The organism is Streptomyces venezuelae (assembly GCF_008642275.1).
GTDB lineage: Bacteria > Actinomycetota > Actinomycetes > Streptomycetales > Streptomycetaceae > Streptomyces > Streptomyces venezuelae_E.
Genome location: NZ_CP029189.1, coordinates 7,644,603 through 7,670,939, shown reverse-complemented (window position 1 = coordinate 7,670,939; position 26,337 = coordinate 7,644,603). Strand labels below are relative to the sequence as shown.

The window sequence follows — 26,337 nt, the reverse complement described above, 5'->3', positions numbered from 1 at the left end:
GGCGCCGCGTTGCGTTGCGTTGTGTGCGTTGCGTTGTGTGCGGTGCGGTGGTGCGGTGTGGGTGACGCGGGGGTGCGGTGGTGGCGGGGCGGGGGCCTCAGCCCTCGGGGTCGTCCAGATCGGCCCGGACGCGCCCGGCGAACCAGCCGACCGCCGACTCCCGGCGGGACAGCGGGCCGGGTTCGAAGCCGGGGGTGGAGAGCCCCTTCTGCACGCGGGCGACGAGTTCGGCGTCCTCGTCGTTGGTGATCCAGCCGATGTGGATGTTCAGGCGCCGGGCGAGACGGGTGCGCCAGCTGGTGCCGCGGCGGGTGTAGAACGCACCGGGTACGGCCACGCGGTCCACCGCCGTGGGGATCGCGGTCCAGGCCAGTACGTGGTCGGGGTAGAAGTCGATGAGGGTGTTCGGGTAGATGACCGCGTACCGCCAGACCCGGCGGTCGGCCTCGCGGAGGCCCGGCATCGGGGCGGCGATGCGCTGGTAGAGGCGCTCGGCCCAGTTCGAGGACGGCTTGTCGCGCAAGGGCGAGGCGAAGAGCGCGTAGGACTCCTCGATGTCGCAGGTGTAGCCCTGGTAGTCGAGCAGCCGCATCAGGCCGGGGTGGGCGACCGGGACGTGGTAGCCCTCCAGGTAGTTGTCGACCGCGACCTTCCAGTTGGCCTCCTGCACCTCGGCGGCTGCCAGGTCGTGGATACGGGCTCGGCCGATGGGCACCAGGTCGGCTCCGGCGTAGTGGCCGACCGCTTCCGCGAGGCCCGCACAGCTTTCGGCCAGCGGTACGGCGCCGGGGTCGAGGTTGACGAAGACGAAGCCGAGGAAGGACTCGACGCGGGCCGGGAAGAGGCCGAGCTTCGGCTTGTCGAGGCAGGGGATCTGGCGGGCCTCCGGGGCGCCGACCAGGCTCCCGTCGAGCCGGTACGTCCAGCCGTGGTAGGGGCAGCGGATCGCCTTGCCGTCCGGCTCGGGGGCGGTGACCAGGCGGGTTCCGCGGTGGCGGCAGACGTTGAGGTGGGCGGCGAGGCCGCCGTCCTCGGTGCGGACCACCAGGACCTCGCGGTCGGCGACCGTGGCGGCGAGCCGCGCTCCCGGATTCGGCAGGTCGGACTCGTGGCAGACGAGCTGCCAGGACCGGCCGAAGACGTGCCGGGTCTCCGCGGCCGCGGTCTCGGGGTCGGTGTAGTAGCGGGCCGGGAGCGCCGGCCCGGGGGTGTCGGGGGCGGGGGTCTGCCGGGCGGCGGGCTCGGGCGCCGCGGGCTCGGGCGCCGGCGGCTGGGGAGCGAGGGTGTCGGGGGCGGCGGCGCCGCCCGGCGGTCCGGTCCGGTCGGTCGGGTCGGTCCGGTCGGTCCGGTCGGATCCGGCGGTGGCGTCCGAGCGGACGGTGCGGCCTGTCGGTGATTCGGGAGCTCTTGAGTGCATCGGTGACTCCTCCGTGCCGACGGGCGGCGCTCGGTGTCGGCGTTCGATGGCGAGGCAGGACGAGGCAAGGCGGTCCAGCGGCGGACAGGCGGTAGGGGCGGGGAAGCCGGAACCAGGCTGACCGATTGGACAGCCACATTGCTGGCTCATTTCCACCGGGTCAAGACTTGTTCACTGACCGATCGGTCAGCTAGCGTGATTCTTGCCTGACCGATCGGTCAGCAAACGTGCTTTCCTGTCGCCCCACGGCCCTCCTCCGCATTCGTCCTGTTCAGCAGCGCGGACGTAGCCGTGCGGCCCGCCCGGTCCGCCCGGGCCCGCACCCTCGATCCCCTCCGATTCCCCGCCCGCGGCCCCCGCCGGGCGGCGGGCCGGCGGCGGTTCCCACCTCCCGGAGGCACGCATGAGCGGTCGTCGGCGTCTGGACTGGCTCGGGCTCACCCCCGAACCGGAACGAGAACTCCCCACGGCGGTGGCCGCCCTGCGCGCCTCGTCGCACGGTGCCTGCGCCCAGCCACCACCGCATGACCTGGCGGCCGAGGAGCGGTGCCGCGTGGAACGCCTGATCCTGCGCGGGAGCCGGCACAGCTGGCTCCGCTACCTCGCCGAGGTCACCGACCTGGTGACCGGTGTGGCCGCCGGGTCCCGCCCGGGCGATCCCGCCGCCGCCCTGCTCGCCGGCGAGGTCGTCCTCGACCACCACCACATGCTCATCGGCCTCCCGGGACCGGGATACGGCCGCACCGCCCGGGACCGCACCGCGCTGGAGAGCGCCGTACGGACCCTGCGCACCCACACCACGACAGGAGCCGGCCGATGACCACGATCCGCCTCCCGACGGCACGGCCGCCGGGCACCGTCCTCGGGGCCGCGCCGCAGGTCGCGGAGAGCGCCGACGCCTACCGCGCCACCGGCGGCTACGACGGAGCCACGGGCCCGGAGGAGCTCCTCGCCCACCTCGCCGCCTCAGGGCTGCGGGGGCGCGGCGGCGCGGGTTTCCCGGCCGCGGTCAAACTGCGCTCCGTACGCGGCCGCGGCGGCTCCCCCGTCGTCGTGGCCAACGGCGAGGAGGGGGAACCCGGCTCGGCCAAGGACCGCTGGCTGCTGCGGGCCCGCCCGCACCTAGTCCTCGACGGCCTCGCCCGCGCCGCCGCGATCACCGGCGCCGTACGCGGCTTCGTCTACCTGTCGGACCCGGCGGCGGGTGAGAGCGTGCGCCGGGCCCTCGCCGAACACCCGCCGCGGCTGCCGGTCGAGGTGGTCGAGACCGGCCACACCTACGTCGCCGGTGAGGAGACGGCGGTGGTCCGCCGGATCGACGGTGGCCCGGCGCTGCCCACCGCCAAGCCGCCCCGCCCCTTCGAGCGCGGGGTGGGCGGTGAGCCGACCCTGGTTTCCAACGTCGAGACGCTCGCCCGGATCGCCCTCACCGCCGCCCGGCCCGGCCTGCGGCGCGTCATCGCCCGCAGCACCCTGGTGACCCTGTCCGGCGGCCCGGCCACCCCGCTGCTCACCGAGGTCCCCTACGGGATCACGCTGCGCACACTGGCCCGGCGGTACGGGACCCCGGACGCGGCCGGAGCGCTGATGGGCGGGCTGTTCGGCGGACTCGTCGACGCCCGCGCCCTGGAACTCCCTCTCGAACCCGGCGCGCTCACCGACGCCGGCACCGCCCTGGGATGCGGAGCCATCCGCTTCCTCGCCCCCGGCGGCTGCCCCGTGGCCACGGCCGCCGACGCGGCCGCCCACCTCGCGGCCGAAAGCGCCCGGCAGTGCGGGGTCTGCGTGTCCGGCACCGCGGCCGTCGCCAAGGCCCTGTCCGGCCTCGCCGCCGGGACCGCCGGCCCGGACACCGCGGACAGCCTGCTCCGCTGGTCGCAGGGCCTGACCGGGCGCGGCGCCTGCGGGCTCCTCGACGCCGCCGCGGGGATCGCGGGCAGCCTGCTCCGCTCCTTCCCCGGACATGTCCGCTCCCATCTCGCCGCACCGTGCCCGGTGTGCGCGGACGCGCCGAACCAGGACGGCCGCCGCCGTCTCGCCGTGGCCGTGCCGGAGGTCGCCTCCCCCCTCACCGCCTCCGCCTCAGGCACCCCCGTGCCCGCGCTGAAAGGAACGCCATGAAACTCCTGCTGGACTCCACCCGCTGCCAGGGCTACGGACTGTGCCAGGAACCCGCACCCGAGCTGGTCGAACTGGACGAATGGGGCTACGCGAACGTCATCGCCGTCCTCGTCCCGGCCGGCACCGAGGACGCCGCCCGCGCCTGCGTCGACAGCTGCCCCAACTCCGCACTCCGCGTGGAGGGATGACATGGGACGCGATCTGACCGCCCTCTTCGACCCCCGTTCGGTCGCCGTCGTCGGCGCCAGCGACGACCCCGCGAAGTACGGCCACGCGGTGGCCTCCCAGGCCCTGCGCGCCCCCGGCCGGCGGCCCGTACACCTGGTCAACCGGCGCGGCGGCACGGTACTCGGCCGCACCGCGGCCACCTCCCTGACCGCCGTGGGCGAACCCGTCGACCTGGTGGTGGTCTCCGTACCGGGCGCCGGCTTCGAGGCCGCCGTCGACGAGGCCCTGGCCTGCGGGGCGAAAGCGATCGTCGCCATCACGGCGGGCTTCGCCGAAGCCGGCCCCGCGGGCCTGGCCCGGCAGCGGGCGGTCGCCGCCCGGGTGCGGGCCGCCGGAGCCGTCCTCGTCGGTCCCAACTGCCTGGGCATCGCCGACAACACCACCGAGCTGTACCTCGCCTCGGACCGCTTCGCCCCCGGTGGGGTCGCCCTGCTCAGCCAGAGCGGCAACCTCGCCCTCGAACTCCAGCTCCGCGGCGAGCCGCACGGCCTCGGCTTCTCCCGTTTCGTCTCCCTCGGCAACCAGGCCGACGTCACCCTCGTCGACCTCGTCGAGGACTGCGCCCGCCACGAGGCCACCTCGGCCATCGCCGTGTACGCCGAGGACTTCGGTGACGGCCGGGCCTTCGCGGCCGCGGCCGCCGCCGCGGGCAAGCCCGTGGTGCTGCTCACGGCCGGCCGGGGCACCGCCTCCGCCCGCAGCGCCCAGTCGCACACCGGGGCCCTCACCACCTCGGCCGACGTGGTGGCCGCCGCCTGCCGCGACGCGGGGATCGAACTCGTCCGCACACCGCGGGAGATGACCGTGGTCCTCGCGGGACTGGCCGGACTGGGCCCGGGGCCGCGCCCGCGCGGCCGGCGTACCGCGGTCTTCACCGACGGCGGCGGCCACGGCGCGGTCGCCGCCGACGCCGCCGAGGACGCCGGGCTCGACGTACCGGAGCTCGGCGGGCCGACGCAGGACACGCTGCGGACCGTGCTGTGGGAGCAGTCCTCCGTCGGCAACCCCGTCGACCTGGCGGGGATGGGTGAACAGCGGCCCCTCTCCTACGCGGACACGGTCGGGGCGCTGCTCTCCGCCGACGAGGTCGACGCCGTCCTGATGACCGGGTACTTCGGCGGGTACACCGCCTCCGACGGCGGTCTGGGCGGCGGCCAGAACGGTGGCTCCGTCCTCGCGGAGGGCGAGGCCAGGGCCGCCAAGGAGATCGTCGCCCACCTCACGGTCACGCCGAAGCCGCTGGTCGTGCAGTCGATGTACCCGCAGTCGCCGAGCTGCCGGGTGCTGGCCGGGGCCGGAGTGCCGGTGTTCGCCGCCACCGAGGACGCCGCCCGTGCGCTCGCGGCGATGACCGGAGGGACGGCGCGCGGCCGGGAGGCGGCGGACAGCGGGCCCGGCGTGCCCCCGCTGCCGAGCGCCGCCGCACCGCTGGCGGACCCGGGCTACCACGGCGTACGGGCGCTGCTCGACGCGGCCGGCGTCCCGTTCCCGGCGGCGCGCGAGATCACGGACGAGGCCGGACTGCTGGCCGCGGCCGCCGAGTTCGACGGCCCGTACGTGCTCAAGGCCCTGCACGTCCTGCACAAGTCCGACGCCGGCGGCGTGGCCCTGCGTCTGGCCGACCGGGACGCGCTGCTCGCCGCGTACCGGGAGATGCACGCCCGGCTCGGCGCGCCCGCCTACTCGGTCGAGGCGATGGCCGGCCTCGACGACGGCATCGAACTGATCGTGGGCGTGAACCAGGACCCGCGGTTCGGGCCGGTCGCCCTGGTCGGGCTCGGCGGCGTCCTCACCGAGACCCTCCGCGACGTCGCCTTCGCCCTGGCACCCGTACCGGCGGCGCGGGCCGAGGCCCTGCTGCGCGGTCTGCGCAGCGCGGCGCTGCTGGACGGCGTACGCGGCCGGCCGGCCGTCGACGTGGCCGCGGCGGCGGCCGTCGTCGAACGGATCACCACCGTCGCCGCGGCCCACCCCGAGATCGCCGAGCTGGAGGTCAACCCCCTGCTGGTGCGCCCGGACGGCGCCCTCGCCCTGGACGCGCGGGCCGTCCTGCGCTGACCGCTCCACCCCCACCACCTGTGCTCTGGAGGACTGACCCCACATGGACTTCCGCTACACACCCGAACAGGCCGACCTGAAGGCGCGCGCCGCCTCCTACGCACGGCTGCTGATGCAGTACGAGGACCGCTCGGAGGAGGCCGGCGGCCCGCTGCCCGCCGACACGGTCCGCGAGCTGACCCGCGCCGCGATGGACGCGGGCGTCTACGCGATCAACATGCCCGCCACATGGGGCGGTGCCGGGCTGTCCCTGCTGGACCAGGTCATCGTCGAGGAGGAGTTCGGCAAGGCCACCAACTGCCTGTGGGACATCCCCTGGCGGCCCGCGAACGTCCTCGCCTACGGCACGGACGCACAGCGGGAGAAGTACCTGCTGCCGGTCATCCGGGGCGAGCGGTTCGACGCGTTCGCGGTGACCGAACCCGGTGCGGGCTCCGACCCCGGCTCGGGCACGAGCACCGCGACCCGTACCGACGGCGGGTGGCTGCTGAGCGGCGAGAAGTGGTTCGTCACCTGCGGGGACATCGCGGACTTCCTGCTGGTGCAGGCCGATGCGGGGCCGGAACGGGCGGCGACGCTGTTCTTCGTGGACAAGCAGGCGCCCGGGGTCGAGATGACCCGGGTCCCCCGCTTCATGCACTCCGCGGTCAACGGGCATCCCGAGTTCACGTTCACCGAGGTGTTCGTCCCCGACGAGGACGTACTGGGCGGTGTCGGGAACGGCTACGAGCTGACCAAGGAGTGGTTCACCGACGAGCGGCTGATGATCGCCGCCCGGACCGTCGGGGCCGCCGAGCGGGCCCTGGAACTCGCCCGGGACTGGGCGATCGAGCGCCGTCAGTTCGGCTCCCCCATCGCCGACTTCCAGCTGATCCAGGGAATGCTCGCCGACTGCGCCGTCGACATCGCCGTCAACCGCGCCTACACCCATCAGGTCGCCTGGGAGGCCGACCGGCCGGAGACCGACCGCAAGACGCTGCACGCGAAGGCGTCGACGGCGAAGCTCGCGGCGAGCGAGGCCGCGGGGCGGGTCGTCGACCGGTGCCTGCAGATCTTCGGCGGGCGCGGCTACGACCGTACGTACCCCGTCGAGCGCATGTACCGCGAACTGCGCGTCGACCGGATCTGGGAGGGCACCTCCGAGATCCAGCGCCTGATCATCGCCAACGAGCTGATCAAGCGCGGCACCCGGGCCCTCGCCCTCCCCGTCGGCCCGTCCGACGACCGCACCGCCTCCTGACGACCGCTCCCCCACCACGACCCAGAGGACAGACAGACATGGACTTCCGCCTCACCGCCCGTCAGGAAGAGCTGCGGAGCGCGGCGCGCGCGCTCACCGACTTCATCGAGAAGTACGAGCTCGACTGCGAGGAGAACAACGGGCTGCCCCCGCAGGCCCACACCGAGATCCGCGACGCCGTCCTGGACAGCGGGCTGCAGGCCGTCAACATGCCGGAGGAGTGGGGCGGCGCCGGTCTCACCATCCTGGAGCAGGTCACGGTCCAGGCGGAGCTGGGCCGGCTCACCGGGGCCCTGTGGGACATGGTGTGGCGGCCGGCCAACGCCCTGTCCTTCTGCACGCCCGAGCAGCGCGAGCGCTACCTCGTCCCCGTGATCCGGGGGCAACGCCGGGACTGCTACGCGGTGACCGAGCCCGAGGCCGGCTCGGACCCGCAGAACCTGCGGACCACGGCGACGCGGGCCGAGGGCGGCTGGGTGCTGAACGGCGAGAAGTGGTTCGTGACCGTCGGCGACCACGCCGACTTCATGATCGTGCTGGCCGCCGCCGGGGAGGAGCGCGCACCCACCCTCTTCCTCGTCGACAAGGACACCACGGGCATCGAGATGACCCGGGTGCCGCGCTGGATGCACACCTTCGTCTACGAGCACCCCGAGTTCACCTTCACCGAGGTGTTCGTCCCCGACGACGCGGTGCTCGGCGAGGTGGGCCAGGGCTACGACATCACACGCTCGTGGTTCACCGAGGAGCGGCTGATGATCGCCGCCCGGACGATCGGTGCGGCGGAGCGGGCCCTGGAGCTCGCCCGTGACTGGGCGGTGGAGCGGCGCCAGTTCGGCTCCCCCATCGCCGACTTCCAGTTGATCCAGGGGATGCTCGCCGACTGCGCCGTCGACATCGCCGTCAACCGCGCCTACACCCACCAGGTCGCCTGGGAGGTCGACGAGGGCGTACTCGACCGCAAGACGCTGCACGCGAAGGCGGCCATCGCCAAGCTGGCGGCGAGCGAGGCGTCGGGCCGCGTCGTCGACCGGTGCCTGCAGATCTTCGGGGGCCGCGGCTACGACCGCTCGTACGCGGTCGAGCGGCTCTACCGCGAACTGCGCGTCGACCGGATCTGGGAGGGAACCTCGGAGATCCAGCGCCTGATCATCGCGGGCGAACTGGTCAAGCGCGGTACGGGAGTGCTGCGGATGCCGTCCGCGCAGTGACGGGCGGGCGGTGACGGGCGGGCGGTGACGGGCGCGCAGTGACGGGCGGGTGGCCCGGGCCGACGGTCCGGGCCACCCACCCGACGACAGCAGGAGCAGCAGAGGCATCACAGGAGGGAGGACCGATCGATGACCGATGTCGAACGGGTCGGGATCGTGGGCTGCGGACTGATGGGATCCGGTATCGCCGAGGTGTGTACCCGGGCCGGCCGGGACGTCGTGGTGGTGGAGACGACCCGTACGGCCGCGGCCGACGGGCGGCAGCGGATCGTCCGTTCCCTGGAACGTGCCGCGGCGTCCGGGAAGCTGACGGCCGCCGAACGGGACTCCGCCGTCGGCCGGATCGAGGTGACCACCGAGGCGGCGCGGCTCGCGGACCGGGACCTCGTCGTCGAGGCGGTGGCGGAGGACGAGCGGGCGAAACTGGAGGTGTTCGCCCTGCTGGACCGGGTGGTGGAGCGCCGGGACGCGATCCTCGCGACGAACACCTCCTCCCTTCCCGTCATCAGGCTGGCCGCGGCCGTCTCGCGACCGGAACAGGTCGTGGGCCTGCACTTCTTCAACCCGGTGCCGGTGCTCGCACTGGTCGAGCTGGTGCCGTCCCTGCTCACCGGGGAGGAGACCGTCCGGCGGGCGCACGCGTTCGCCTCCGAGGTGCTGGGCAAGGAGGTCGTCCGCGCCCGGGACCGGGCGGGGTTCGTCGTGAACGCGCTCCTCGTGCCGTATCTGCTGGCCGCCGTGCGCATGGCCGAGTACGGCGCCGCGTCGGCCGAGGACATCGACCGGGGCATGACCCTGGGCTGCGCGCACCCGCTGGGACCCCTCGCACTGGCCGACCTGATCGGCCTGGACACCGTGCAGGCCATCGCCCGGTCGATGTACGCCGAGTACCGGGAGCCGCTGTACGCCCCGCCGCCGCTGCTGGCGCGGATGGTCGCCGCGGGCCGGCTGGGCCGCAAGACGGGCAGGGGCTTCCACACCTACGGCGACCGCAGGGGCGGCGCGATGCGCGAGGATGGTGGTGTGGTGGCCACGGCAACCGGGCCCACCCGCCCGGTCCACGGGCGCCGACACGGGGAGCAGCCAACGTGACCAAGGCCGAGCGCGCACTCGAGACGCGTGAGCGAATCCTCCGGGCCGCGTGCGAGGTCATCGCCGACATCGGCTTCGAGAACGTCAGCATGCGCAAGGTGGCCGAGCACGCCGGTGTGTCGAAGGCCCTGCTGCACTACCACTTCGACACGCGGGAGAAGCTCTTCGCCGAGGCGATGACGCACTCCTTCGCCCAGACCGGAACGGACACCGAGGGCGTCCCCGACGCGGTGCCCTCCTCGGTCGTCCTGGCCCGCATCCTGCGGAGCATGCTGCCGAGCGATGCGGAACTGCGCCAGGACTGGAAGCTCTGGCAGGAGCTGTGGGTGCGGGCCCAGCGCGACACGGCGGCCCGGCACCTGGCCGTCGACCTGTACGACCAGCTGCACGCGTGGGTCGGCGGGGCGGTGGAACGGGGCATCAGGTCGGGGGAGTTCGCCGACTGTGACGTCGCCGCGCTCGGCACCCTGGTGCTGGCCCTGTGCGACGGCCTCGGTATCCGGCTGATGCTCGACGATCCCCGGGTGGATCTCGCGGCGGCCCGGTCGACGGTCTGGCGGGCCATCGCGCCCACGCTGGGCGTCGCCCCGGAGTTCCCGGACGTGTGACCGGGCCGGCCGGCCGGTGCGGGGCGGCAGGTACGGGGCGGCAGGTACGGGCAGGCGGTCCGGTTCAGCCGGGACCGTGCACGGTCTGGACCTGGCCGGCCGGGTCGACGGTGAGGGCGACGCGCTCCGTCTTGTTGCCCAGGGCCAGCACGATCCAGACGACGCCCCACAGCAGGCAGGTGAAGACGGTCAGGATCGCGTGCAGGAGGTGGTTGACGTTCCCGCCGCGCACCATCACCGCCTGCGTCGGGGAGCGTGATTCGACGCGCCAGCCGAGGGCGATGTACTGGTTGACCGTCCAGTCGAGGATCGCGGTGCGCCGCGCGCTGTCGAGCGGCTCGCCCGGGGGCGCGTAGAACAGGTCCGGAGGTGGCTCCGGAAGCGGCCCCCAGCCCTTCGGTTCGTCGGACCTGGCCATGCTGCCTCCCCACGCGTCGGGCCGCCGCGGGGCGGCACCGGGGGCGGGACGGTTCTGGTGCGGTCCCGCATAACCCCAGAGTGCGCCGGACGGGCGGGTCCGGCATTCCGGCTCCGCCGGACCGCCCCGCCACCCGGATGTGTGTTCGAGTCCGGGCCTGGGGTTCCGGGCGTTGTCAGTGGCTCGCCCTACAGTCGGAGCATCCCCGTTCACGGGTTGAGGCGGGCTGCCTCGCTGCACGATCCCGCCCCACCGGACCCCTTCGGGGGACAGCGCCCGGTGGGGCGGAGCGCGTCCCCTGCGCGGACCCGCCGGCGGCTGCCGGGGCGGCTCAGTCCCAGAACTCGCCGTCGTGCGGCAGGGCGGCGTAGTGGTCCGGGTCGTGGGAGAGGAAGACCCTGATGCCGGACCGGGACAGCGCGCGCAGGCGCCCGTAGGTCAGCATCTTCTCCTCGGTGTTCCAGTCGCTGAGCATGGGCACGTTGTGCTCCAGCCCCCGCTGGAGGTGCGCCGCGTCGCCCATGAGCGCGATCCGCCCGTGGTGGTCGAGGTCGAGGACGAGTCCCTGGTGGCCGGGCGTGTGTCCGGCCGTACGCACGAGGGTGAGCGTGCCGTCCAGGAACAGGTCGGTGTCACCGCTCAGTTCGAGGAAGTCGTAGTTCCGGCCGCCCGCGTAGTCCCCGAAGGCATAGCCCCGGGCCGTCCAGCGGTCCGGCCACCAGGCGTGGCGCAGTTCGTCGTGCTGGGCCACGTGCACGGCGTGCGGGAAGTAGGTCATCCCTCCGGCGTGGTCGAGGTGCAGGTGGGAGTAGAGGACGTACCTGACGTCGGCGAGCCGGTAGCCGAGGCGCTCCAGCTGCGCGTCGACGGCGTGCGCCCGGGTGAACCCCTCGGCGCCGTACGCCGTCCGCAGACCAGGACCCCAGTGGGCCTCGGCGGCCTCGGGGTCGGCGACGCGGTGGTTGACGCCGGTGTCGAAGAGGATCGGGCCGTGGGTGGCGTGCTCGATGACGGCGACCGTCGAAGGCACGGTGACCATGCCGTCCGCCCCGTACAGCAGGTCGCTCTTCGGCAGGGTGAAGGGGCCCGCGTCCAGTGTGGTCACGCGCAGTCTCGGGGTCACCACGAGACCTCCCTACCCCCGTGCCGACGGGCGGATCCTCCCTGTCCAGGCTAGCTCCGGTACGGCGGGACCACGCGCCGGAGGGCCTCGGCGAGGGCGGGCGGCGAGTCCGCCGAGACGTACACCGTCGCGGCCTCCACCGGCCCGGCCGGGCCGAGGTCGAGGAGTACAGGCGGGTCGAGGTGCACGGCCACGTTCAGGGCGCTCTCCACCGAGCAGGCCACCGCCCCCGGTTCGCCGGGTACCGGCCTCGGGCCCCGGCCGGGAACGGTGCGTACCACCGGGGAAGTGGAGCGGACCGCCGAGCGTGGCAGGGTCACGTCCCCGAGGAAGCCGGTCCGCAGGATCACGCGGTCCTCGCCCACCTCGTGCGGGTGCCGGACCAACGCCGCCACCAGGCCCAGCCCGCCGAGGATCATCAGGAGCTCCAGCGCCGCGTGCAGCGGCCGGACCGCGGGCGGCAGCATCGAGGAGAACAGGAAGGCCACCACGATCTCCGTCACGGCCAGGACCAGCACCACCTGCCGGGTCCCGGCCGAGTGCCGGGGCCCCGTCGGCGAGGGACGCCGCAGTACCGTCGCCGTCAGCGCCCGGGCCCATATCCGTACGATCCCGGCCCGGCCCGGCCGGAACGTCACGCCCCCCGTCGTCGGTCCCGCCACCGTCATGACCGCCCCCCGCCCGTCGCCGTCCTGCCCCCGTTCCCTCCCCCAGGCTCGCGCGCGTCCGACGGGGCGGACAGTGACGAATGTCAGGGATGTGCCGGGAACACACCAGGGGTGCGCGGACGGTACCGCCACCGGGTCCGCCGCGGCCGGGGAATCGGTGAATCGGGGGCGGCGTCCCGGGCCGGTCGGCAGGATGGGGTCATGGACCGTGGGGACATGAGGCCGCGCGGGTCGCGGCCGATGGTGGTGCGGGTGCCGGTCGAACCGGTGGAAGCCGCAGTGGAAGCCGACGCGCTCGACGCCGTGGCGCGGGCGGGTGACGTGGTGGTGCGCGGACCGCTGTTCGGGGTGGCGGCGCAGTGCGCCGCGGACGGGCCCCGGTGGCGGGTGGTGCTCGAAGTGACGGCCGGCTGCCCGCAGCAGGCGCGCGACGGGCTGAACTCACGGCTGTGGTTCCACGCGAAGGACGAGGCCCAGGACCGGGCGGAGCGGCGCGAGCTGCTGGCGGCGGTCGCCCGGCTGGAGAACGAGCGCGTCGACGAACTCGCCGTGTCCGGGACCCGGTACCGGGTGGTGCGTGCCGAGGAGTACGCGGCCTCGGGCCCGGGCGGGATCGAGACGCCGCGCCCGACGGATCCGGAGCCCCTCGTCCGCGACTGGGACCGGGCCGTCCGGGAGCCCGGGATCGATGACGGTCTGGTCGTGGACCCGGACGCACCGGTCACCCCGACGCAGGCGTTCGAGCAGCTGGCTCTGCGCGGCCTGTGCTACACGGGCGCGCGGTTTCCCGAGGAGGTGCGCGCCGACTCCCGGCGGGCCCTGGACACCCACCCGGACGTCCTGCTGATGCCGTCGACGTTCAGCGTCGTGGAGCGGACCACGGACGGCTGGCGGCCGGTCAGCGGCCCGCACGCGACTCCGCACGCCGCGCGCAAGTCGCTGGACTTCGCACTGACATGGATGTGGCCCCGGATGCGCGGTCACATCCCCGAGGACGCCGACCCGCGCACGGACGCCCGTACGTGGAAGGCCGCGGCGGGCACCGAGTCCGCGGACGTGCGGGCCGCGCAGCTGGCGGCGTACGCCGGGGCCGCCGACACGCTCCGGGCCGGACGCGTCGACCGGCTGGAGTTCCAGGGCGCCGTGTACCAGATCGTCCGGACCCGCCGCCTGCTGCGCTGGGGGCCCGACGGGCCCGAGGGCCCGCGGCCGTCGGACGTCAACAGCCAGGATCCCGCGCGGATCCACCTCGCGATGGACGAGGACGGCCGCGTCCTCCCCGACGCCTGACCTCCGGCACGGGTGCGCCCTTCCCGCAGAAGTCGGCGCCCGCCGGGCGTTTCTACGTGCGCCACCGGACCCTCATGGGCAACGGTGGACCCGCCCCTGTGCGACCGCCGATGCTCCGAGGGAGACACCATGAACTGGACGCTCGAAGTCGTCCCCGTCCCTGTCACCGACATGGATCGTGCGAAGAGTTTCTACGCCGACCAGGTCGGCTTCGGCGTCGACCTCGACGACGAGGTCTCCGCCGGGGTGCGCATCATCCAGTTGACCCCGCCCGGTTCCCGGTGTTCCGTCGCCCTGCTCCAGGGGATGCCCGAGGTACCCGGCGGCCGGAGCATGGCGCCCGGCACCCTGCACGGCCTCCAGCTGTGCGTCACGGACATCGAAGCGGCCCGCGAGGAGCTGGTGGCCCGGGGCGTGGACGTGTCGCCCGTACGGAACCTCGGGGCGTCGGGCTGGGAGGAGGGCAAGGGCGGCGTCTGGAACTCCTTCATGACCTTCGACGACCCCGACGGGAACAGCTGGGTGGTCCAGGAGGCCCCCTCGGACCTGTCGGAGCGCTGACGGGGCAGGCACCGGGTACGCCGCGGCGGCGGGCAGATGTACCAAGCCCGCCCCCTGCGGGGAGGAATACCGGCGCGTCCGGCCCGGCCGGTCGCGGGCCGGGCCAGTACATTCCCGATCTCAGCCGTCCGTTCTATGGTGGGGATGTGCCGTGCGTCGTACCGCTGTCGCCCTGACCCTGCTGACCGCCCTCGCCTGCGGATCCTTCGCGGGTTCCCAGGCCGTTTCGGCCGCGAGCGCGTCGGCTGGCGGTGGTGGCGGTGGCGGCGGCCGGGGCACCAACATCCTGGTCGTCGGCATCGACAGCCGCGCCGGGCTCTCCGCCGCCGAGAAGCGCCGCCTGCACGTGGGCGGCAAGGGCTGCAACTGCACCGATGTGATGATGCTCGTCCACCTGTCCCAGGACCGGCGGCGCGCGAGCGTCGTGTCCATCCCGCGCGACTCCTACGTCGAGTACGCGGGCGCCACGGCCTCCGCTCCGGCCCGCAGCGGGAAGATCAACGGCGCGTTCGCGCTCGGTGGCGGCCCGCTCACCGTGGCGACCGTCGAGAAGGCCACCGGTCTGCGCATCGACCACTACCTGCAGACCGACTTCACGGGCTTCGAGCGGACGGTGAACGACCTCGGCGGCGCCACGGTGTGCACGGACCGGCCGCTGAAGGACGAGAACTCCGGACTGGACATCGGCGCAGGCCGCCACCTCGTCGACGGGAACCGGGCGCTGCGCTACGTCCGGGCGCGGCACGTCAACCTCCGGCCCGGCGACCTCGGCAGGGTCCGCCGCCAGCAGCGCGTGGTCGGCGACCTGCTGGCCACGCTCACCGCGCGGGGCGCCCTGTCCGACCCGGTCAGCACGGCGCGGACCGTGCGCACCCTGCTGAAGAGCGTGCGCACGGACCCGGGCACGGGCCTGGACGACCTGGTCCGCATCGGCTGGGCACTCGGTCACCTGCGCGCGGACCGGACGGAGTTCGCGACCGTTCCCATCCGGCTCTTCGACCACCGCGTACCGGGTGTGGGATCCACGCTGGTGTGGGACGAGGCCCGTTCCGCCGCGTTGTGGGAGGCGCTCGGCGCGGACCGCCCGATCACGGGTGACACCCGGATCCAGCCCGTCGCGGAGAACCCGGCCCCCGCCGACCCGGCCCGGATCGCCGTCCGTGTGGACGACGCCGAGGTCGCCGCCGCCCTGCGGGGCAACGGGTTCGTCGTCACCGACACCTCCGCGACCGCCCCGCCGGTACACCCGTCCGGGCCCCCGGTCATCCGGTACGGCACCGGCCGGGAGGACGACGGGGCGAGCGTCGCGGCCGCGCTGCCCGGCTCCCGCCTGCGCAGCGACCCGGAGCTCGACGCGATCGTCGAGGTCACCGTCGGAACACGGCCGGTCCAGGTCAGGAGCGTGACCTTCGACCGCAACGTCGCCGACGGCGCCCCCGTGACCGCCGACCGCCTGCGCTGCGCCGAAGCCCCGGCGGCCGCGGCCGGGCAGCCGGGGAGCGCCGTGGAACCATCCGGGCGACGATGAGAGATGCGGACCACGCACAGTCGCAGGTCGCACCGGGTCGGCGGCCGCAGGAGCGGACCCCGGCGCGGCCGCGGCGCCGGGTCGGTGGCGGCACCTGCCGCCCTGGCGGGGCTGCCGCAGCGCGAGGCCGGGGCCGCCCCGGAGGAGCGGGTGCAGGATGCATGAGGAGATGCCGCTCGACGACCTGATCAGCAGCGCCGCCCAGGATGCCGGCGGGTGGCTGGGCGCCCTGCCGGTCGCACTCGTGGCCACCAGCAGCGACGGGATGATCGTGCGCTGGAACCACGGCGCCCAGCAGCTCCTCGGCTACGCCCCGCCCGAGGTGCTGGGGCGGCACATCTCCGACCTCCTCCATCCGGGGGCCGACCGCAGCCTGGGCCGGTCCCTGTGGGAGACGGCGGCCACCGGGCGCGGGGTCATGGGTACGGTCACCGCCTGGCACAGCAAGGGTCACCCGCTGGAGCTGGAGATCTGGGCCTGCCCGGTCCCGGACCGCCGTCACGGCGCCTCGGCCGTGCTGGTATTCGCCGCGGACGCGCACGCGGCCCGGCGCATCCGCGGGTCCTCCGCCGTCTGGGACGGGCTGTTCGCCCGATCGCCGGTCGGGATCGGGGTCCTCGACACGCAGTTGCGGTTCCTCCAGGTCAACCCGGCCCTCGAAGCGATGAACGGGCTCGCGGAGTCCGCCCATGTGGGGCGGCGGCTGGCCGAGTTGCTGCCCGAGGTGAACGCCGACGAGATGGAGGAAGCGATGCGCGAGGTCCTGGACACGGGTGAGCCGGTCCTCGACCGGCGCCGTACCGGCCGTACCCCGGCCGACCCGGACCACGACCACGTGTGGTCGTGCTCGTACGTGCGCGTCGAGGATCCCGGCGGCCGGCCGATCGGGGTGATCGCCTCGCTCCTCGACATCACCGTGCAGCAGCGCGACCACACCGAGGCCGAGGCGGGCCGGCGCCGCCTCGCCCTGCTCAGCGAGGCGAGCTCCCGTATCGGCGCCAGTCTCGACCTGGAGCGCACGGCTCAGGAGCTCGCCGACCTCGCCGTCCCGCACCTCGCGAGCGCGGTCACGGTCGATGTCCTGGACTCCCTCGCCCGCGGTATCGAACCCGGCACGGGCCTGGCCGGGGGCGTGGCCCTGCGCCGGCTGGGCAAGGCCCCGCTGACCGGTTCCGCCGTCACGCAGACCCTGGCGCCTCTGGGCCGGACCCTCATCTTCCCCTCGACCGCCCCCTACACCCAGGCCCTCGCGGCCCGTCAGCCGTTCCTGATCGCCCATCTCGACGAACGGTCCGTCGCCCCCGCCGCCCGGCACTCCACCAAGCCGGCCGAGCTCCTGGAGCTGGGCGTGCACTCGTTCATGATGACCCCGCTCGTCGCCCGTGACATGGTCCTCGGCGTCGCCACCTTCTACCGCACGGGGCGCACCGGCCCCTTCGGATCCGACGACGTCACCCTCGCCGGTGAACTGGCGGCCCGCGCCGCCATCAGCATCGACAACGCCCGCCTGTACCACCACGAGCACGAGACCGCGGTCGTCCTGCAGCGCAGCATGCTCCCCCAGCACGTCACGCCGCCGCCCGGCATCGAGATCGCCCACCGCTATCTGCCGGCCAGCGACGTCAACGAGGTGGGTGGTGACTGGTACGACGTCCTGCCCCTGAGCGGAGGCCGGGCCGCGCTCCTGATCGGCGACGTCATGGGCCACGGCATCGCGGCCGCCGCCGTGATGGGACGGCTCTCCGCGACCGTCCGGGCCCTCGGCCGCCTCGACATGCCCCCCACGGCCCTGTTGCACCAGCTCGAAGCGACCCTCGCCGATCTGTCCGACCCGATGCTCGCGACCTTCCTCTACGTGGTCTGCGACCCCGCCACCGGCCGCTGCACGGTCACCCGGGCCGGTCATCCTCCCCCGGCCGTGGTCCAGCCGGACGGCACCGTCTACCTCGTGAAGACCCCGCCGGGCGTCCCGCTGGGCGTCGGCGGCATCTCCTTCACCACCACCGACATCGACCTTCCGCCCGGCAGCACCCTGGTGCTCTACACCGACGGGCTCATCGAGGCACGCCGCCGGGACATCGACGAACGGCTGGCCGAGCTGACCGGCCTGCTCGCCGCGCCCGAGCAGTCGCTCGACCACCTCTGCGACTCCCTCATCGCGCATCTGGTGCCCGCCTCCGCCGATGACGACATCGCGCTGCTCGCGGCCCGGATCGGCGTGCCCGCCCGTCAACCACCCGGGTGAATCGGGCCATCCGCCCTCCGGCGCTGTCACCGCACACGTCCGTCCCCGTACAGTCCGTGATGCCGACGCAACCTCGGGCGCCGTCCCGACATCCGGACAGGAGAAGAGCCGTGGCCATCGACGCCGGCAGCGGGACGCCTGCCGCGCAGCGGTCCGGGACGGGGCGGCCGCTCCCCGAGGCCGACGCCGGATGTGTGGAGCGGTGGCGCACCCACAAGGGTGAACTGGTCGACCTGTTGGCGCAGGTACGGGAACGGCTCGGCGGCGTCGCCGCGTTCCGGCTCGGCCCGCAGCCCACCGTGCTGGTGACCGGGCCCGAGGCCGTGCAGCACGTCCTCGCCCTGCACGCCGACCGGTACGTCAAGCGCTCCCACCGGGCCCGGCTGCTCATCGGCGACGGGGTGCTCGCCGCGACCGGCGAGGCCTGGAAGCGTCAACGGAAGCTGCTGCAGTCCCAGTTCACCGGCAAGGGAATGCGCCGCTACGAGGAGCGGATCGCGGGGGCGGCCCGGACCACGGCCGGGCGGTGGGCCGGCCACGCCCGGACCGGGCGGACCTTCGACCTCGGCGAGGAGATGCGCCGCTTCGCCCTGGACACCATCTGGCGGGCACTCACCGGGCACCCGCTCGACGACACCACGGCGGACGAACTGACGTCCGTGGCCGCCGTGGTGGCCGCGCTGCCGAGTCTGCCCGCCGACCAGGTGGACGCCCGGGACGCCGTCGCCGACGATCTGGCCAGGATCGACGAGGTCGCCCGGCGTGCGGTGGCCACGGCCCGCGACGGCGTCCCGGGGCCAGACGGACCGGGGCTGCTGCAGGTGCTCGTCGACGCCTCCGCCGAGCACCCCGAGTACACCGACCGGCTGGTGCGGGACGAGCTCGTCACCCTGCTGGTGGCCGGCCACGAGACCACCGCGACCACGCTGACCTGGCTCTACCTGCTCCTCGACCGCCACCCCGCGGCCCGTGAGGAGGCGCTCGCGGCCGGCCCGGAAGGCTCGGCAGGGCGGCGCGAGGCGATCCAGGCACTGGTCAGCGAGACGCTCAGGCTGTATCCGTCCGCCTGGATCCTGCCGCGCCACGCCGCCGAGGACGACGTCCTGGCGGGCTTCCGCGTCGAAGCGGGCACGGATCTGCTGGTCTGTCCCTACCTCACCCACCGGGATCCCGGGCTGTGGCCGGATCCCGAGCGCTTCGACCCCCGCCGCTTCACCGTGCCCGGCGGCCGTCCCGCCCGGCCCGGCGCCTATCTGCCGTTCGGCATCGGCCCCCGGGCCTGTCTGGGCCAGCAGTTCGCCCTGCGGGAGTCGGTCGCGCTGCTGGAACTCCTGCTGCCCGCCCACGTCCCGGTCTTCCGGGCCGTGCCCGCCGGGGCGGCGTACAGCATCACCGTGCGGCCCGACGGCCCGACGCCGGTCACGCTCTCGGGCTGAGGGTCTCCTCTCACCGCTCCGGGCCCTGCGCACCACGTCCTTGCGGCCGTTTCCCTCACAACCGGAGCGACCTCGTGGAGGCGCGGCGGATCGCGTCCAGGGTGCGTGACACGTCCTCGTCGGTCGTCGACCAGTTGCTCACCGAGATGCGCATGACGCGGCGGCCGTGCCAGGTGGATCCGCTGATCCATGCCTCACCGTCGTCGAGGATCCGGGCCAGTACCCGGTCGGTACGGTCGTCGCCGCCGAACCCGGCGCAGACCTGGGTGAAGACCACGTCGTTGAGGACGGTCGCCCCGTCGATGGCATCGATACCGGTGGCGAACGCTCGGGCGTGCCGGCACAGCCGGTCGACGAGGTCGGCCACGCCCTGGCGGCCGAGCGACCGGAGAGCGGCCCACACGGTGAAGGCGCGTCCCCGACGGGAGAGTTCGGGGACCTTGTCGACGGGGTCGCCGTGTTCGTGCTGGATGAGGTAGTCGCCCCGCTGGCCCATCGCCGACCGGAGTGCGGAGGAGTCGCGGACGATCGCGAGTCCGCAGTCGTAGGGCACGTTCAGGGTCTTGTGGGCGTCCGTGGCCCAGGAGTCCGCCTGTGCGCAGCCGTCGGTGAGGTGGGCGTGGGCCGGGGAGGCGGCGGCCCACAGGCCGAAGGCGCCGTCCACGTGCACCCACGCGTCGGCCTCGCGGGCGGCACGGACCGTCTCGTCGAAGGGGTCGAAGGCGCCCGAGTGGATGTCCCCGGCCTGGAGGATCACGAGGGTGGGACCGGGGCCGTGGGCCCCCAGGGTGCGGCGCAGGGCTTCGGGGTCCATGCGTCCCTGGTCGTCCGCCGCGACGAGTTCGGGCCGGCCGAGTCCGAGGTAGCGCAGGGCCAGGTCGATGGCCATGTGGCGGTCCCGGCCCGCGACCACGCGTACGGGCGGCCCGCCGGCCAGTCCGTCGTGGGCCACGTTCCAGCCGGCGCGCCGCAGCAACGCGTCGCGCCCGGCGGCGAGGCAGGTGAAGTTCGCCATGGTGGCGCCCGTGGCGAAGCCGACGGCGCTGTCGGGCGGGAGGCCGAGCAGATCGAGCAGCCAGGCGCCCGCGATCTCCTCCACCGCCGTGTACGCGGGCGAGACCGCGCGCATCACGCAGTTCTGGTCCCAGGCGCTGACCAGCCAGTCCGTCGCGAGCGCGGCCGGTTCGGTACCTCCGACGACGAACCCGTAGAAGCGGCCGCTGGGGAAGGCGGTGAGCCCCGGGTCGCAGGCCGTGGCCAGCAGGTCGACGACGTCGGCGGGTGCGCTCGGCGCGTCGGGCAGCTCGGCGCCGAGCGCGCGCACGATCTCGTCGACCGAGGCGCGGGCGGGAACCGGGCGGTCGGACAGACTGGCCAGCCAGCGGACGGCATGACCGTGCGCCTGTCGGAGCGCCGCCTCGCGCTCGTCCATACCTCGGACTATGCGGCAGGCCCCGCCGGCCCGCAAGCGGGGCCTGCGGGGCAGGAGGGTACGGGGTCGGCGCAGGTCAGTGGATGACGCTGAAGCTGCGCCAGGGCAGGCTGACGGGGGCCGTGACGTTCGAGAGGGTGGTGGCCACGTAGATCCCGTCGGCCTTGTCGGTCTTCTGGCAGTCCGGGGTCCGGTACAAGACGATGTCGACGAGGGTGTTGTTCTCGACGTGCGTGGCCCCCTTCGGGATGCCGATCTTGTGGCAGCCGACGACCAGCGTGTTGGAGTAGCTCAGCTCGACCGGTGAGTCGTGTCCGCGGAAGGTCAGCATGCCGACGGTGCTGCGGCCCAGCCCCGAGCAGGCGCTGGCCGTCAGCATCAGTGCTGCGACGCCCACGATGGTGCTGATACGTCGGCTGTGGGACATGGGCTCGGTCCTCGTCTGTGCGGTGGTGACGGTCCTTGTCCACAGCGTGACCCGGCGGGCCGCGGCCGTCCTGCGTTGCTCCGCCGACCGGATGAACGCGGACTGCCGGGACTGCCGGGACCGTCACCGCGGGCCTGCGGCCCGGTCTACAGGCTCAGCGCGTCCTCCGCGTTGTTCATCCACGCGGTCACGGAGTTCTTGTCGGGCGAGACGTACAGGCCGGGGGTCGACGCCTTCAGCGGTGTCTGCTTCAGGTCGGACTCGGTGTTCATGGTCAACGCGATCGAGTCGACCGACTTGCCCTTGCCGTCGTGGGCTCCGCCCATGAGTCCGGCGTAGGCCGACTGGCCCGGCTCCAGCCGGAGCGCGTCCTCGATGCCGGGAGCCGCGCCCCGTTCCGTTGCCTGGCCGTCCAGGTCGCCGAAGGTGACGACCGGATGTCCGAGCGCCCGGCACGCCTTGGTGCCCTTGTTGGTGATCTTCAGGAGGTAGCTGCTGGTCGTGGGCTCGGCCAGGCTCGCCGTGAAGGTCACGTCGAACGTGCTGCACGGGAAGACGTCGAAGTCGGGGTCGGTCGAGCCCGGCTTCGGCGGCTTCGACGGGGTCGCGGTCTTCTTCGGCGCCGCGGACTTCGACGCGGTCGGGCTCGGGGCGGTGCTCGCGCTGCCGCCGGGGCTCGTGGTCGGGCTCGCGCCCGGCGTCCCGGAGCCGCCCGCGGCGCCGTCCTCGGTGGGTCCACAGGCCGTCAGGGCCAGGACGGATACGGCGGCGAGGGCCATGGCGGCCTTGCGTACAGTGCTCATGTTGGTGGTCCCCCCTGGGGAAAGCGCGGAACGCGCCGGGCTGGGCCGGGCTGGGTGAGCACCAGCGTCCCGCAGAAGCTTCACAGCTTGGTGACGGTGCGTCGTCGGATCGACCACGGTCGCCGGCGCGGCAGGTCCGCGCAGCCCTTAGCATCTGGGTCCATGGGGACATCGGGGGAGCACGGCCGGGCCGGCGCGTGGCGGGTCACGGTACGTGCACGGGGGCGCAAGGCCGGCCTGCCGCCCGGCGGTTCGCCGAGCGCCGGGGGCCGGCCGCTCGCCCGGCGGCAGGATCTGCGGATCCACGGTACGGCCGGCCGGATCAGCTGCGTGGACGATTCGGGCCGTACCCGCTGGACCGCGCTCTGTTCCGGCATACCCAACGCCGCCCACGTGTCCGGCGGGCGGGTCCTGGTCACGACGGACTCCCTCGCGTACACGCCCTGGGGCAACCTCGGCCCCGCCCTGCTGCTCGACCTGGCGGACGGGAGCCGGATCGCCGAGCTGCGCGGCGCACGCGGCGCGGCCCTGGGCGGCGGGCGGTTCGTCCTCGGACTGGAGGGCTACGAGGCCTTCGACACCTGGGCGTACGACCGCGACGGCACCCTGTACGACTCCTGGCGCAGCTACGGCCACTACGTCGTCGGAACCGGCATCCGGGTCGTCGAGACGGACCGCAACGTCCCCACCTCCAGCCGGGTGGTGCGGCTGCTGCCCGGCGGCACCGTCGAACGCGGGCCGGCGCTCACCGACCCGCAGGCTCCGGAGCCGCTGGTCCTGCAGGACGGCACCATCCTGGTGCTCGACGCGGGAGTGCTGCGCGCCGTGGGCCGCCGGCTGGAGGAGACGGTCCTCGCCGAGCTGCAGCCCATCGAGCCGCAGGACGCCTGGCGCCACCACGGCGCGCTCCACCGCACCGGCGACGGGATCACCGTGACCGTGACGGAACAACACCCCGACCGGCCCGGCGAGTACGCCCACCGGACCTGGACGCTCACCCTGCACCGGGACGGATGAGGCGCGGAACCGGTACCGCCGGGCCGGCCGGGACGGCCGTCAGTTCGCCACGACGGTCAGTACGGCCGAGACGACCGTGACCGCGGACGCGGCGACCATCCAGTTACGGGCCCGGCCCGACAGCACCGGGATCCCGTCGGGGTCGGCCTCCTCCGATTCCTCTTCCGGCTCCCGCCGGCGCGGGCAGGACCCGCAGGCCGGATCGTGGACCAGTGTGTCGAGCCAGACGACACCGTCGAGCGGCGCCCGAGCGAACAGCATCCCGTCAGATTCCATAACCGGACAACGCCATGATCCGCATCAGGCCACTGCCGACGGCCGGACCGAGGCCCAACCGTTGCCGACCTGCCGATCACACAATGAGGTGAACGCACCGGAGGGCGGCGGGGCGTGCCGGGGTCAGCGGCCTCGGCGGTGGTCGTAGATGCTGAGGCAGAGCGCCTTCATCGCGGTCTCGGCCAGCTTGGGGTCCGCCCCGAGGTCGATGGCTTCGAGGGCGGCGGCGGCCGAGGTCTGCACCGGGTACGGCAGACCCTCGTAGGCGGAGATCCGGTACGCCATCGTGCGGCGGGCCTTGCGCTCGGCCTCGCTCACCCCGTCGGGGGTGAGCGGGAAGACGGCGGCCTGGTACGTGGCGATGCAGACGAGCGCGGCGTCGGCGAGCCCCTCGGCGTATCCGTCGGCCGGGAGGGCCCCGGGGTCGGCCCCGGAGTCCGCCCCGGGGTCGGGCTCGAAGAGGGCGAGGACCTGCCGGCGGGAGAAGAACGATCCCAGCCCGGCGCCGACACCGGCCACGGCCGCGAAGACCACGGCCATCAGCCTCCCGGACACCAGCAGACCGAGGCAGCCTCCGGCGACCGCGCCGCACGTCACCAGGACGAAGGTGATCATCAGGTGGATGCGCGCGCCGGCCGGGGACTTCATGGCAGCAGTATGCACAGCGCCCTCGGCGCGGGAGGAATCCGGCGGGGCCGCCCCCGCTCCGGCGTGTCAGGCCCGGCGGTCGGCGGCGTCGAAGCGGGCCAGGGTCAGGGCCCCGGGATGCAGGCATGCCTCCAGTGCGCGGTAGGTCGCCGCGTCCAGGCCGCCCAGGGCCTGCGCCACTTCCCCGGTGGCGTCCCGGGCGATCTCGGCGGCCACGTCGCCCGGCGGGGTGCGGGGTCCCAGCTTGCTCACGGCCGACGCGGTCCGGGCCGGGGTGAGCAGGCCGGTGCCGTGGGCGAGCAGCCAGCCGGGGACTCCGGCCGCGCCTTCGGCAGGCGCCTGGTAGGGGCGCGAGCCGTCGAACCGCTCGTCCTCGGCGAAGGCGGGCTGCTTGAACTTGGCCATGGGACGGCCCGGTTCGCGGGAGCCGTCGGCGGGTTTGACGACGAGCCCCTCGGCGAGGTTGCCGGGCAGCGCGGGCAGGCCCAGCAGTCCGGGCAGCCGGGTGGGGAAGACCGCCGGCAGTTCCTGGAGCCGCGCGAGCGGGCCTTCGGCGAGCAGCGGCACGCAGAGCAGCCCGGCCTCGGCGGCGGCCGCGCGCAGCGTCCGGTCCCCGACCCAGCGCGGGCCGTCGTCGTCGGTGACGACGGCGTCGAAGGGGAGCCAGAGGAGTTCGGGCGCGTACCAGACGCCGGTCTGGACGGGCTCCGCCCCCGGTGTGGCGGGTACGCCGGGGTGCGGGTAGCGGCCGCCGGCGAGTTCCCCGTAGAGGGTCACGACCGCGGAGGCCGGGGCTCCGGTGTCTGCGCGCAGGCTCCGCGCGCAGCGGGTCGCGGCGACCGCCAGCGCGGGCCAGATCCGGCCGACGCCGAAGAAGTCGTCCAGCCCGCCGTCCGCGAGCAGTTCGCGGCGCTTGGCGGGGTGCGCGCCCGACGCGTCGCACACGACGGCGAAGTTGGCGCCGTGGATCTTCTCGTGGGCGACCCAGTTCCGCTCGCGGGCCTCGCCCAGCCGGGTGTGGGAGGGGATCTTCGGGTACGGGGTCCAGGGGCGGGGTTCGGGGTGCACCGGAGGATCCTAGCGAGCCCTTCCGTGCAGCACGCGGGGTTTGTTTCCCTCGCGCAGGACGCCGCCATAAGGTGGCCGGGCAAGATCCACATCCTGATGCGGGAGGACTCCAGGCGTGTTCGCTGTGATCTACCGGTGGCGGCTCCGTCCGGGCATGGAGCGGCAGTTCACCGAGGGCTGGCACCGGGTGACGGCGGCCATCCACGCGCGGTGCGGCAGTTACGGGTCCCGGTTGCACCGGGCGGACGACGGTACCTGGGTGGCGTACGCCCGCTGGCCCGACGAGGAGGCGCGGGAACGCTGTTCCGCGCCCGACCCCCAGGGGGTCGCGATGATGGTGGAAGCGATCGAGGAGCGGCTGCCGGAGATCCGGATGCAGCTCGTCGACGACATGCTGGCGGAACCCGGCGGCGATCCGGGCGCGGTGCTGCCCGGACCGTACGCCGACCGGGAATAACACCTTTGGCCAAAGGCGTGTTGGCGCCCTAGCATGCCGCCCCATGACCACCAACGAAGAGATCATCGAACGCGCCCTGGCCCGGATCACCGAGGGCTACGTCTTCCCCGACCAGGCCGTCGCCATCGAGGCCGGGATCCGGAGCCGGCTGGCGGCGGGTGCGTACGAGGGTCTGGCCGGGCCGGCGCTCTGCGAGACGGTGACGGCGCACCTCCAGGAGGTGTGCCCGGACAAGCACCTGCGACTGCTGTGGACGGACGAGCCGCAGTCGCTGGACCCGGTGGACGAGGACGGAGGGGATGCCGCGTTCTCGGCAGTGCTCCGGACCGAGAACCAGGGGATCCGGCGCGTCGAGCGGCTGGAAGGGAACGTCGGGCTCATAGAGCTCCGGCTGATCGCGGGGGCCGTCGAGGGAGCGAGCGCGATCGGCGCGGCGATGCAGCTGGTCGCGCACAGCTCCGCCCTCGTGCTGGACCTCCGGGGCTGCCGCGGCGGCATGCCGGAGGGGGCCGCCATGTGGTGCAGCTACTTCCTGCCCGACGACCAGGTGCACCTGAACGACATCTACGACCGGGTCTCGGACAGCACCCGGCAGTACTGGACGGTCGCGCACCTGCCCGCGCCCCGCTACCTGGACCGGCCGGTCCACATCCTCACCAGCGCGGACACGTTCTCGGGGGGCGAGGACGTGGCGTACACCCTGCAGGCGCAGGGGCGGGCCGTGGTGGTGGGTGAGACCACGCGGGGCGGCGCGCATCCGACGGCCCGGTACGCGGTCACCGAGCACATGCTCGTGACGGTGCCGACGGCCCGGACGATCAACACGGTCACGGGCGGCAACTGGGAGGGTGTGGGAGTCGTTCCCGACGTCCCGGTCCCGGCGTCGCAGGCGCTCGAAACCGCGCTCAAGGCCGTCCAGCCGGGCCTCTGACCTCCCCGGCTCCCCCAGGGGGTGTCCGCGAAGT

26 protein-coding genes are annotated in these 26,337 nt (G+C 73.9%); 16 read left to right on the top strand and 10 right to left on the bottom strand.

The features are described from left to right. Window positions 1–97: 97 nt before the first annotated feature. Window positions 98–1,417 (bottom strand): aromatic ring-hydroxylating oxygenase subunit alpha, encoded by a 1,320-nt coding sequence (locus DEJ51_RS33990; protein WP_150261478.1) that lies wholly within the window; start codon window positions 1,415–1,417, stop codon window positions 98–100. A gap of 403 nt (window positions 1,418–1,820) precedes the next feature. On the opposite strand from DEJ51_RS33990, the gene DEJ51_RS33985 reads away from it, so the two are divergent. The 8 genes from DEJ51_RS33985 (at window position 1,821) to DEJ51_RS33950 (ending at window position 9,975) form a co-directional block, all read left to right on the top strand. Then, window positions 1,821–2,237 carry a hypothetical protein gene (locus DEJ51_RS33985; protein WP_150261476.1) on the top strand — a complete coding sequence of 139 codons (417 nt, stop codon included), beginning with the start codon at window positions 1,821–1,823 and terminating at the stop codon, window positions 2,235–2,237. Further along, the gene (locus DEJ51_RS33980) at window positions 2,234–3,538 is read left to right on the top strand and encodes an NADH-ubiquinone oxidoreductase-F iron-sulfur binding region domain-containing protein (RefSeq protein WP_150261474.1); all 1,305 of its coding nucleotides are present in this window, start codon (window positions 2,234–2,236) and stop codon (window positions 3,536–3,538) included. The genes DEJ51_RS33985 and DEJ51_RS33980 overlap by 4 nt, the downstream gene beginning before the upstream one ends. Next, window positions 3,535–3,726, top strand: coding sequence for a ferredoxin (locus DEJ51_RS33975; protein WP_150261472.1), 192 nt, complete (start codon window positions 3,535–3,537; stop codon window positions 3,724–3,726). Before DEJ51_RS33980 ends, DEJ51_RS33975 begins: the two co-directional genes overlap by 4 nt. A 1-nt stretch (window position 3,727) precedes the next feature. After that, window positions 3,728–5,824 carry an acetate--CoA ligase family protein gene (locus DEJ51_RS33970; RefSeq protein WP_150261470.1) on the top strand — a complete coding sequence of 699 codons (2,097 nt, stop codon included), beginning with the start codon at window positions 3,728–3,730 and terminating at the stop codon, window positions 5,822–5,824. Window positions 5,825–5,867: 43 nt separating this feature from the next. Beyond that, window positions 5,868–7,064, top strand: a complete 1,197-nt coding sequence (locus DEJ51_RS33965) for an acyl-CoA dehydrogenase family protein (protein WP_150261468.1) — start codon at window positions 5,868–5,870, stop codon at window positions 7,062–7,064. A gap of 38 nt (window positions 7,065–7,102) precedes the next feature. Continuing rightward, window positions 7,103–8,275 (top strand): acyl-CoA dehydrogenase family protein, encoded by a 1,173-nt coding sequence (locus DEJ51_RS33960; RefSeq protein ID WP_150261466.1) that lies wholly within the window; start codon window positions 7,103–7,105, stop codon window positions 8,273–8,275. Between the two features lie 129 nt (window positions 8,276–8,404). After that, window positions 8,405–9,367: a 3-hydroxybutyryl-CoA dehydrogenase gene (locus tag DEJ51_RS33955; RefSeq protein ID WP_150261464.1), complete on the top strand. Its 963-nt coding sequence runs from the start codon at window positions 8,405–8,407 to the stop codon at window positions 9,365–9,367. After that, the gene (locus DEJ51_RS33950; protein ID WP_150261462.1) at window positions 9,364–9,975 is read left to right on the top strand and encodes a TetR/AcrR family transcriptional regulator; all 612 of its coding nucleotides are present in this window, start codon (window positions 9,364–9,366) and stop codon (window positions 9,973–9,975) included. Before DEJ51_RS33955 ends, DEJ51_RS33950 begins: the two co-directional genes overlap by 4 nt. A gap of 64 nt (window positions 9,976–10,039) precedes the next feature. Here DEJ51_RS33950 and DEJ51_RS33945 read toward each other — a convergent pair whose 3' ends face one another. From DEJ51_RS33945 to DEJ51_RS33935, 3 genes are all read right to left on the bottom strand, one after another. Then, on the bottom strand, window positions 10,040–10,393 hold the full coding sequence (locus tag DEJ51_RS33945) for a hypothetical protein (RefSeq protein ID WP_150261460.1): 354 nt from the start codon (window positions 10,391–10,393) through the stop codon (window positions 10,040–10,042). A 331-nt stretch (window positions 10,394–10,724) separates the two neighbouring features. Continuing rightward, on the bottom strand, window positions 10,725–11,519 hold the full coding sequence (locus tag DEJ51_RS33940) for an N-acyl homoserine lactonase family protein (RefSeq protein ID WP_150261458.1): 795 nt from the start codon (window positions 11,517–11,519) through the stop codon (window positions 10,725–10,727). A gap of 47 nt (window positions 11,520–11,566) precedes the next feature. After that, window positions 11,567–12,154 (bottom strand): hypothetical protein, encoded by a 588-nt coding sequence (locus DEJ51_RS33935; protein ID WP_150261456.1) that lies wholly within the window; start codon window positions 12,152–12,154, stop codon window positions 11,567–11,569. A 231-nt stretch (window positions 12,155–12,385) separates the two neighbouring features. Here DEJ51_RS33935 and DEJ51_RS33930 point away from each other — a divergent pair, with 231 nt between their 5' ends. From DEJ51_RS33930 to DEJ51_RS33910, 5 genes are all read left to right on the top strand, one after another. Then, window positions 12,386–13,474, top strand: a complete 1,089-nt coding sequence (locus DEJ51_RS33930; protein WP_223836110.1) for a DUF5954 family protein — start codon at window positions 12,386–12,388, stop codon at window positions 13,472–13,474. Between the two features lie 129 nt (window positions 13,475–13,603). Then, entirely contained in the window at window positions 13,604–14,035 is a 432-nt protein-coding gene (locus DEJ51_RS33925) for a VOC family protein (protein WP_150261454.1), read from the top strand. Window positions 14,036–14,186: 151 nt separating this feature from the next. Beyond that, window positions 14,187–15,563, top strand: a complete 1,377-nt coding sequence (locus DEJ51_RS33920) for an LCP family protein (RefSeq protein ID WP_223836109.1) — start codon at window positions 14,187–14,189, stop codon at window positions 15,561–15,563. Between the two features lie 157 nt (window positions 15,564–15,720). Further along, a complete protein-coding gene (locus DEJ51_RS33915; RefSeq protein ID WP_150261452.1) occupies window positions 15,721–17,808 on the top strand; it encodes a SpoIIE family protein phosphatase in 2,088 nt (695 codons plus the stop codon). Between the two features lie 110 nt (window positions 17,809–17,918). Next, the gene (locus DEJ51_RS33910; protein WP_223836108.1) at window positions 17,919–19,244 is read left to right on the top strand and encodes a cytochrome P450; all 1,326 of its coding nucleotides are present in this window, start codon (window positions 17,919–17,921) and stop codon (window positions 19,242–19,244) included. 55 nt (window positions 19,245–19,299) lie between these two features. Here DEJ51_RS33910 and DEJ51_RS33905 read toward each other — a convergent pair whose 3' ends face one another. From DEJ51_RS33905 to DEJ51_RS33895, 3 genes are all read right to left on the bottom strand, one after another. Continuing rightward, on the bottom strand, window positions 19,300–20,676 hold the full coding sequence (locus DEJ51_RS33905; RefSeq protein WP_150261448.1) for a pyridoxal phosphate-dependent decarboxylase family protein: 1,377 nt from the start codon (window positions 20,674–20,676) through the stop codon (window positions 19,300–19,302). A gap of 76 nt (window positions 20,677–20,752) precedes the next feature. Then, on the bottom strand, window positions 20,753–21,103 hold the full coding sequence (locus DEJ51_RS33900) for a hypothetical protein (RefSeq protein ID WP_150261446.1): 351 nt from the start codon (window positions 21,101–21,103) through the stop codon (window positions 20,753–20,755). 146 nt (window positions 21,104–21,249) lie between these two features. Further along, window positions 21,250–21,906 carry a DUF4232 domain-containing protein gene (locus DEJ51_RS33895; RefSeq protein WP_150261444.1) on the bottom strand — a complete coding sequence of 219 codons (657 nt, stop codon included), beginning with the start codon at window positions 21,904–21,906 and terminating at the stop codon, window positions 21,250–21,252. 162 nt (window positions 21,907–22,068) lie between these two features. On the opposite strand from DEJ51_RS33895, the gene DEJ51_RS33890 reads away from it, so the two are divergent. After that, a complete protein-coding gene (locus DEJ51_RS33890) occupies window positions 22,069–22,923 on the top strand; it encodes a hypothetical protein (RefSeq protein WP_190620840.1) in 855 nt (284 codons plus the stop codon). A 39-nt stretch (window positions 22,924–22,962) separates the two neighbouring features. Here DEJ51_RS33890 and DEJ51_RS33885 read toward each other — a convergent pair whose 3' ends face one another. The 3 genes from DEJ51_RS33885 to DEJ51_RS33875 all read right to left on the bottom strand — a co-directional run bounded on the left by DEJ51_RS33885 (window position 22,963) and on the right by DEJ51_RS33875 (window position 24,915). After that, window positions 22,963–23,184 carry a hypothetical protein gene (locus DEJ51_RS33885; RefSeq protein ID WP_150261442.1) on the bottom strand — a complete coding sequence of 74 codons (222 nt, stop codon included), beginning with the start codon at window positions 23,182–23,184 and terminating at the stop codon, window positions 22,963–22,965. Window positions 23,185–23,322: 138 nt separating this feature from the next. Further along, window positions 23,323–23,847 carry a hypothetical protein gene (locus tag DEJ51_RS33880; protein ID WP_150261440.1) on the bottom strand — a complete coding sequence of 175 codons (525 nt, stop codon included), beginning with the start codon at window positions 23,845–23,847 and terminating at the stop codon, window positions 23,323–23,325. 66 nt (window positions 23,848–23,913) lie between these two features. After that, window positions 23,914–24,915: an RNA ligase family protein gene (locus DEJ51_RS33875; RefSeq protein ID WP_150261438.1), complete on the bottom strand. Its 1,002-nt coding sequence runs from the start codon at window positions 24,913–24,915 to the stop codon at window positions 23,914–23,916. A gap of 115 nt (window positions 24,916–25,030) precedes the next feature. Between DEJ51_RS33875 and DEJ51_RS33870 the strand changes: the two genes are divergently transcribed. Continuing rightward, window positions 25,031–25,372 carry an antibiotic biosynthesis monooxygenase family protein gene (locus tag DEJ51_RS33870; RefSeq protein ID WP_223836107.1) on the top strand — a complete coding sequence of 114 codons (342 nt, stop codon included), beginning with the start codon at window positions 25,031–25,033 and terminating at the stop codon, window positions 25,370–25,372. A gap of 43 nt (window positions 25,373–25,415) precedes the next feature. Then, entirely contained in the window at window positions 25,416–26,303 is an 888-nt protein-coding gene (locus DEJ51_RS33865) for a S41 family peptidase (protein ID WP_150261436.1), read from the top strand. The last annotated feature ends 34 nt before the right edge of the window (window positions 26,304–26,337 follow it).

What these genes read in the sequence shown, in the direction of transcription:
- DEJ51_RS33990 (WP_150261478.1), bottom strand. Translation starts at nt 1,417, where the DNA reads ATGCACTCAAGAGCTCCCGAATCACCGACAGGCCGCACCGTCCGCTCG.
- DEJ51_RS33985 (WP_150261476.1), top strand. Translation starts at nt 1,821, where the DNA reads ATGAGCGGTCGTCGGCGTCTGGACTGGCTCGGGCTCACCCCCGAACCG.
- DEJ51_RS33980 (WP_150261474.1), top strand. Translation starts at nt 2,234, where the DNA reads ATGACCACGATCCGCCTCCCGACGGCACGGCCGCCGGGCACCGTCCTC.
- DEJ51_RS33975 (WP_150261472.1), top strand. Translation starts at nt 3,535, where the DNA reads ATGAAACTCCTGCTGGACTCCACCCGCTGCCAGGGCTACGGACTGTGC.
- DEJ51_RS33970 (WP_150261470.1), top strand. Translation starts at nt 3,728, where the DNA reads ATGGGACGCGATCTGACCGCCCTCTTCGACCCCCGTTCGGTCGCCGTC.
- DEJ51_RS33965 (WP_150261468.1), top strand. Translation starts at nt 5,868, where the DNA reads ATGGACTTCCGCTACACACCCGAACAGGCCGACCTGAAGGCGCGCGCC.
- DEJ51_RS33960 (WP_150261466.1), top strand. Translation starts at nt 7,103, where the DNA reads ATGGACTTCCGCCTCACCGCCCGTCAGGAAGAGCTGCGGAGCGCGGCG.
- DEJ51_RS33955 (WP_150261464.1), top strand. Translation starts at nt 8,405, where the DNA reads ATGACCGATGTCGAACGGGTCGGGATCGTGGGCTGCGGACTGATGGGA.
- DEJ51_RS33945 (WP_150261460.1), bottom strand. Translation starts at nt 10,393, where the DNA reads ATGGCCAGGTCCGACGAACCGAAGGGCTGGGGGCCGCTTCCGGAGCCA.
- DEJ51_RS33930 (WP_223836110.1), top strand. Translation starts at nt 12,386, where the DNA reads ATGGACCGTGGGGACATGAGGCCGCGCGGGTCGCGGCCGATGGTGGTG.
- DEJ51_RS33925 (WP_150261454.1), top strand. Translation starts at nt 13,604, where the DNA reads ATGAACTGGACGCTCGAAGTCGTCCCCGTCCCTGTCACCGACATGGAT.
- DEJ51_RS33915 (WP_150261452.1), top strand. Translation starts at nt 15,721, where the DNA reads ATGCATGAGGAGATGCCGCTCGACGACCTGATCAGCAGCGCCGCCCAG.
- DEJ51_RS33905 (WP_150261448.1), bottom strand. Translation starts at nt 20,676, where the DNA reads ATGGACGAGCGCGAGGCGGCGCTCCGACAGGCGCACGGTCATGCCGTC.
- DEJ51_RS33900 (WP_150261446.1), bottom strand. Translation starts at nt 21,103, where the DNA reads ATGTCCCACAGCCGACGTATCAGCACCATCGTGGGCGTCGCAGCACTG.
- DEJ51_RS33895 (WP_150261444.1), bottom strand. Translation starts at nt 21,906, where the DNA reads ATGAGCACTGTACGCAAGGCCGCCATGGCCCTCGCCGCCGTATCCGTC.
- DEJ51_RS33890 (WP_190620840.1), top strand. Translation starts at nt 22,069, where the DNA reads ATGGGGACATCGGGGGAGCACGGCCGGGCCGGCGCGTGGCGGGTCACG.
- DEJ51_RS33885 (WP_150261442.1), bottom strand. Translation starts at nt 23,184, where the DNA reads ATGCTGTTCGCTCGGGCGCCGCTCGACGGTGTCGTCTGGCTCGACACA.
- DEJ51_RS33880 (WP_150261440.1), bottom strand. Translation starts at nt 23,847, where the DNA reads ATGAAGTCCCCGGCCGGCGCGCGCATCCACCTGATGATCACCTTCGTC.
- DEJ51_RS33865 (WP_150261436.1), top strand. Translation starts at nt 25,416, where the DNA reads ATGACCACCAACGAAGAGATCATCGAACGCGCCCTGGCCCGGATCACC.